Source organism: Streptomyces sp. NPDC048349 (assembly GCF_040651925.1).
Taxonomy (GTDB): domain Bacteria; phylum Actinomycetota; class Actinomycetes; order Streptomycetales; family Streptomycetaceae; genus Streptomyces.
In genome coordinates this window covers 1-6777 of record NZ_JBEZLA010000127.1, presented here as the reverse complement: position 1 = coordinate 6777, position 6777 = coordinate 1, and the positions used below count along the sequence as shown (strand labels likewise).

At 70.3% G+C, this 6777-nt stretch carries 5 protein-coding genes; all 5 read right to left on the bottom strand.

Features of this window, described 5'->3' with window-relative positions; genetic code table 11:
• Positions 1-135: 135 nt before the first annotated feature.
• Positions 136-1131, bottom strand: coding sequence for a PAC2 family protein (locus tag AB0D44_RS34010; RefSeq protein WP_362598670.1), 996 nt, complete (start codon positions 1129-1131; stop codon positions 136-138).
• Positions 1132-1269: 138 nt separating this feature from the next.
• Positions 1270-2877 carry a glycerol-3-phosphate dehydrogenase/oxidase gene (locus AB0D44_RS34005; RefSeq protein ID WP_362598668.1) on the bottom strand — a complete coding sequence of 536 codons (1608 nt, stop codon included), beginning with the start codon at positions 2875-2877 and terminating at the stop codon, positions 1270-1272.
• Between the two features lie 41 nt (positions 2878-2918).
• The gene (glpK, locus tag AB0D44_RS34000; RefSeq protein WP_362598665.1) at positions 2919-4445 is read right to left on the bottom strand and encodes a glycerol kinase GlpK; all 1527 of its coding nucleotides are present in this window, start codon (positions 4443-4445) and stop codon (positions 2919-2921) included.
• 36 nt (positions 4446-4481) lie between these two features.
• Positions 4482-5270, bottom strand: coding sequence for an MIP/aquaporin family protein (locus AB0D44_RS33995; RefSeq protein ID WP_362598662.1), 789 nt, complete (start codon positions 5268-5270; stop codon positions 4482-4484).
• A gap of 322 nt (positions 5271-5592) precedes the next feature.
• Entirely contained in the window at positions 5593-6360 is a 768-nt protein-coding gene (locus tag AB0D44_RS33990; RefSeq protein ID WP_362598660.1) for an IclR family transcriptional regulator, read from the bottom strand.
• Positions 6361-6777: the final 417 nt, after the last annotated feature.

Below are 6777 nucleotides of genomic sequence, written 5' to 3'. Positions count from 1 at the left end.
CCTCAAACGCCGGCGAGGCTGGATTTGGCCGGCGTTTGAGGCGCGGGGTCTGGGGCGGAGCCCCAGGAAACGGAGAAAGGGCGGGGCGGGGAGAGGCTCCGCGCAGCGGCCCCACCGCCCCCGCCCCCGCCGCGGCTACGCCTCTGGAGGGGTGTCGTCCTCGTCCGGCGGAGCCACGGTCGGCGGCTCCTCGCCGGAGGCGTCCGGCTTCCGCTTCGGCGGCCGCGTCACCCCGCTCGACGTATCCCGCAGGTACGAGCCGTCACCCGGCTCCGCGGCCGGCCCCGCCGCCGGGTCACGCCGGCGCAGGTAGCGCTCGAACTCCCTCGCGATGGCGTCCCCCGACGCCTCCGGCAGGTCGGCCGTGTCCCGCGCCTCCTCCAGCGTCTGGACGTACTCCGCCACCTCGCTGTCCTCCGCGGCCAGTTGGTCCACGCCCAGCTGCCACGCCCGCGCGTCCTCCGGGAGTTCGCCCAGCGGGATCCGGATGTCGATCAGATCCTCCAGCCGGTTCAGGAGGGCCAGCGTCGCCTTGGGGTTGGGCGGCTGGGAGACGTAGTGGGGGACCGCCGCCCACAGCGACACCGCCGGCACACCGGCGTGCGTACAGGCCTCCTGGAGGATGCCCACGATGCCGGTGGGGCCCTCGTACTTCGTCTCCTCCAGGTCCATCGTCCGCGCCAGGTCCGCGTCCGAGGTGACCCCGCTGACCGGAACCGGCCGCGTGTGCGGCGTGTCCCCCAGCAGCGCCCCCAGGATGACCACCATCTCCACGCCCAGTTCGTGCGCGAAGCCGAGGATCTCGTTGCAGAACGACCGCCACCGCATGGACGGTTCGATCCCGCGCACCAGGACCAGGTCCCGCGGCTTGGCACCGCCGATCCGGACCACCGACAGCCGCGTCGTCGGCCAGGTGATCTTCCGTACTCCGTTGTCCAGCCACACCGTCGGCCGGTTGACCTGGAAGTCGTAGTAGTCCTCGGCGTCGAGCGCCGCGAACACCTCGCCCTTCCACTCCCGGTCCAGGTGTGCGACCGCACCGGAGGCGGCGTCACCCGCGTCGTTCCAGCCCTCGAACGCGGCCACCATGACCGGGTCGATCAGCTCGGGCACGCCCTCAAGCTCGATCACCCAGGTCTCCTTCCGAAGTTCCCTTGTGTACGTGGGCCAGCCTAAGCCTTGATGAGGCACCGGCCACAGCCCACGGCAGAGGGGCGGTTCCCCTCGGAACCGCCCCTCTTCCCCACCTGCGTGACAGCTATGCCTCGGCTATGCCTTGTGGCTCAGCATCTCCTCGACGCGGGCGCGCACGGAGGCGTCGTCCAGGCCGCGGATCGTGACCGTCGTACGCCGGCGCAGCACGTCGTCGACGGTCTGCGCCCACTCGTTGTCACGGGCGTAGGCGACCTGCGCCCAGATCTCCGGACCGTCCGGGTGGATGCGCTCGGCCAGCGCCGGGTCCTCGTTCGCCAGGCGGGCGATGTCGAAGGCCAGCGAGCCGTAGTGCGAGGCGAGATGGCGGGCGGTGAGCGGGTCCATCCGCGTGCCGGGCTCGCGGTCCACCAGCAGCCGGTGCGCGACCGCGTTCGGGTTGGCGACGCCGGGCAGCGGCACCCGGCGCACGAGGGACTTGACCGGCTCCATGTCGTCGGTCAGGGGGCTGCCGGGGAGCTTGGCCAGCTTGTCCATGACCACGCGGCCGATGTGGCGGTACGTGGTCCACTTGCCGCCGGCCACCGACAGCATGCCGCCGGCGCCCTCGGAGACGACCGTCTCGCGCTTGGCCTTCTCGACCCCGCCGGGGCCGCCGGGCAGCACCCGCAGGCCCGCGAAGGCGTACGTCATCAGCGAACGGTCCAGGTCGGCGTCCTTCACCGAGAAGGCTGCCTCGTCCAGGATCTGCTGGATGTCGGACTCGGTGGCGCGCACGTCCGCCGGGTCGCCCTCGTACACCTCGTCGGTGGTGCCCAGCAGCAGCTGGTCCTCCCACGGGAGCGCGAAGGTGATGCGGTACTTGTCGATCGGGGTGGCCATGGCGGCCTTCCACGGCGACTTGCGCTTCATCACGATGTGCGCGCCCTTGGACAGGCGTATGGACGGCATCGAGTGCTTGTCTTCCATGCGCCGCAGGTGGTCCACCCACGGGCCGGTGGCGTTGAGCACGACGCGCGCGTCCACCCCGAACTCGGTGCCGTCCAGGCGGTCCTTGAGCTCGGCCCCGGTGACCCGGCCGCGCGTCATGCGCAGCCCGGTGACCTCGGCGTGGTTGAGGACGACCGCGCCCGACTCGACGGCCGCGCGGACCGTCATCACGGCGACGCGGGAGTCGTTCATCTGGTGGTCGTAGTAGACCGCGACGGCCTTGAGGTTGTCCGTCTTCAGGCCCGGGTTGTCGGCGGCGGCACGGGCCGGCGAGATGACCTTGCCCATGCCGTCGCCGAAGGCCGAGAGCGCCGAGTACGCGAACACGCCCGCGCCCAGCTTCGCCGCGCCGACCGGCCCGCCCTTGTAGACGGGCAGGTAGAAGGTGAGCGGGTTGACCAGGTGCGGGGCCACGTCCTTGGCCAGCACCCGGCGCTCGTGGTGGTTTTCGGCGACCAGCTTGACCGCGCCGGTCTGCAGGTAGCGCAGGCCCCCGTGGACGAGCTTGGAGGAGGCGGAGGAAGTGGCGCCGGCGAAGTCGCCGGCGTCCACCATGGCGACCCGCAGACCCGACTGCGCGGCGTGCCAGGCCACCGAGGTGCCCAGGATTCCACCGCCGATGACCAGCAGGTCGTACGTGGCCTTCGCCAGCTGCTCACGGGTCTCGGCGCGGCTCGCGTTGGAACCGGCGGTCGGGTGCGTACCCAGGGCGGGAACGCTCTGCAGGCTGCTCATATCTCTCTTAGCTCCTCGTCGATAGCGTCAGCTGGGTGAGATCAGCTGGCGTCTTCGTCGTCGACCCAGCCCATGGACCGCTCGACGGCCTTGAGCCAGCTCTTGTACTCGCGCTCCCGCTGCTCGGCGGGCATCCGCGGGGTCCACTCCGCCGCGCGGCGCCAGTTGGCGCGCAGGGCGTCGGTGTCGGGCCAGAAGCCGACGGCCAGGCCGGCGGCGTAGGCGGCGCCGAGGCAGGTGGTCTCGGCGACCATCGGGCGCACCACGGGGGCGTCCAGGAAGTCCGAGAGCGTCTGCATCAGCAGGTTGTTGGAGGTCATGCCGCCGTCGACCTTGAGGGCGGCGAGCTCGACGCCCGAGTCCTTGGTCATGGCGTCGGTGATCTCGCGGGTCTGCCAGGCGGTGGCCTCCAGGACGGCGCGGGCGATGTGCGCCTTGGTGACGTACCGGGTCAGGCCGGCGATCACACCGCGGGCGTCGGAGCGCCAGTACGGGGCGAACAGGCCGGAGAAGGCCGGTACGAAGTAGGCGCCGCCGTTGTCCTCGACGGAGGAGGCCAGGGTCTCGATCTCGGCCGCCGACTTGATCAGGCCCATCTGGTCGCGCATCCACTGGACGAGCGAGCCGGTGACGGCGATGGAGCCCTCCAGCGCGTAGACCGGCTTCTGGTCGCCGATCTGGTAGCCGACCGTGGTCAGCAGGCCGCTGTAGGAGTTGATGATCTTGTCGCCGGTGTTCAGCAGCATGAACGTGCCGGTGCCGTACGTGGACTTCGCCTCGCCCTCGGCGAAACAGGTCTGGCCGAACAGGGCGGCCTGCTGGTCACCGAGCGCCGAGGCGACCGGAACACCGGCGAGGACGCCGTCCTTGACGTGGCCGTAGACCTCGGCGGAGGACTTGATCTCCGGCAGGACGTTGAGCGGGACCCCCATGGACTCGGCGATCTTCTCGTCCCAGGCCAGGGTGTGCAGGTTCATCAGCATGGTGCGCGAGGCGTTGGTGACGTCGGTGACGTGCACGCCGCCCTGGGCGCCGCCCGTGAGGTTCCAGATGACCCACGAGTCCATGGTGCCGAAGAGGATGTCGCCGGCCTCGGCGCGCTCGCGCAGGCCCTCGACGTTGTCGAGCATCCAGCGGACCTTGGGGCCGGCGAAGTAGCTGGCGAGGGGCAGGCCCGTCTCGCGGCGGAAGCGGTCCTGGCCGACGTTGCGGCCGAGCTCCTTGCACAGGGCGTCGGTGCGGGTGTCCTGCCAGACCAGCGCGTTGTGCACCGGCTCGCCGGTGTTCTTGTCCCACAGGACGGTGGTCTCGCGCTGGTTGGTGATGCCGACGGCCTTGACGTCGGCGGCGGTGATCTCGGCCTTGGCGATGGCGCCGGCGACGACCTCCTGGACGTTGGTCCAGATCTCGGTGGCGTCGTGCTCGACCCAGCCCGGCTTCGGGAAGATCTGCTCGTGCTCCTTCTGGTCGACGGCGACGATGCGGCCGTCGCGGTCGAAGACGATGCAGCGGGAGGAGGTGGTGCCCTGGTCGATCGCGGCGATGAAGGGGCCGGTGCTGCTGGTCATGGTGGCTGCTCCTGGGAGGTCCGGTAGGCGAAGGGCTTAGACGAACGCGAGGTTGTAGATACCCGCGGCGAGGGCACCACCGATCAGCGGGCCGACGACCGGGATCCAGGCGTAGCCCCAGTCGGAACCGCCCTTGTTCGGCAGCGGCAGCAGCGCGTGCACGATGCGCGGACCCAGGTCGCGCGCCGGGTTGATGGCGTAGCCGGTCGGGCCGCCGAGCGAGAGGCCGATGCTGACGACGGTCAGGGCGACGATCAGACCGCCGAGGGTGCCGAGGCCCTTGCCTTCGTCGTTGAGGCCGAAGGCGAGTACCGCGAGCACGAGCACCAGGGTGCCGATGATTTCGGTGGCGAGGTTCTGCCACACGTTGCGGACCTCGGGGCCGGTGGAGAAGACGCCCAGCACCGGGCCGGCGTCCGGCTCCGTCTTCTGGTCGACCAGTCCCGCGTGCTCGGACCGGGCGGAGACGATCTCGGGATCCGTGAGGTGCGCCTGGAACTGGCCGTAGTACGCCACCCACGCCAGGGTGGCACCGATCATGGCGCCGAGCAGCTGGCCGGCGACGTAGACGGGGACGTTGCTCCAGTCGCCGTCCTTGATCGCGATGCCGACGGTGACGGCGGGGTTGAGGTGGGCGCCCGAGAGGGTACCGGTCATGTAGACCGCGGTCATGACCGCGAAACCCCACCCGAAGGTGATCGCCAGCCAGCCCGCGTTCTGCGCCTTGGAACGCTTGAGTACGACGGCTGCAACTACGCCGGCGCCGAGCAGGATGAGTACGGCGGTACCGATGGTCTCGCCGATGAAGATGTCGGAGCTGGACACCCGCGACTCCTTACGTACGTCCAGGGGTGGGCGGACACCGGGTCCCTCCGGTGGTTCCGCGCACTCGGTGAGTGCTGCACCGGTCCTTGGCCTTGCCACACCTTAACGCGTATTGCCGGTAGGTGTTCGACATTGCCGACCGATGAACGGCAGTTTTCCGCCTGTGTGAAGAACCCGTCAAGGCCCGGCCAGGTCAAAGAACCGGATCGTTACCACTCGGTGCGATCGGCCAAATCCGGCCAATCCATGATCAGTAAATGACAAAACCCACCCAAACGCAGCTGGAAGCCGCCAAGGGTGGGTCGGATCAGTCAGGTCAAGCTCAGAATCGGCCCGCTCCGAGGTCGCGTGAAACCGACCGCGCACAATCCCGCACGGACGCCACCAGGGCCGCCCGGGGCTCGCCGGACTCCCCGCAGACCCGTTCCACGGCCCCCGCCACGGCGACCGCGCCGACCGGCATCCTGCGCCGGTCGTGGATGGGCGCCGCCACGGAGGCGAGGCCCTCCCAGGTCTCCTCCACGTCGGCCGCCCAGCCGCGGGCCCGGGTCAGCCCGAGGATCTCCTCGAAGCCGGCCGCGTCCGTGACCGTACGCGGCGTGAACGCCTCGCGCTCCACCTCCAGGGCCTGCGTGTGCGCGACCGGGTCGTAGGCCGACAGGACCTTGCCCAGCGCGGTGGAGTGCAGCGGCTGCATGGCCCCCACCTCCAGCACTTGGCGACTGTCGTCGGGCCGGAAGACGTGGTGCATGATCAGCACCCCGCTCTTGTGCAGCACGCCCACGTACACGCTCTCGCCGCTCGCCCGGGCCAGGTCGTCCGTCCACACCAGGGCGCGGGCGCGCAGCTCGTGCACGTCCAGATAGCTGTTGCCCAGGCGCAGCAGCTCCGCGCCCAGCTGGTAGCGGCCGGAGGCCGGGTCCTGCTCGACGAAGCCCTCCGCCTGCAGGGTGCGCAGGATCCCGTGCGCCGTGCCCTTGGCCAGGCCCAGGGACGACGCCACGTCCGACAGTCCCAGCCGGCGCTCGCCACCCGCCAGGAGTCGCAGCATCGCAGCGGCTCGCTCGAGCGACTGGATGTTCCGTGCCATGGCGCAGCCTCCTGCTGACGTAGTTCGACAATGCTGAACACTATCGGTCGATGCCGACGTTTTGCATGGTGAGGCGTCCCGGACCGTACGTGTGAAGCCGCACCCCGGCCCGACACGCCCGAGCGGACGCCCCCGCCACAGAATGCAGTCCGCTTCGTGGGACACCCTCACCGGGTCACGTGCCCCGCGGTTACCCTGACCGCGTGCACCCTTGACACAGCAGGGGTGCAAAGCCGACAGCCGTCGCATCCCAGGGAGCTCAGTCATGGCCTCGTTGCCGAACCCGCCCGCAGACACCCAGACCCGGGCCGACGCCCTCCGAGAGGCGCTCGCCACGCGGGTGGTCGTAGCCGACGGAGCCATGGGGACGATGCTCCAGGCGCAGGACCCCTCGATGGAGGACTTCCAGCAGCTGGA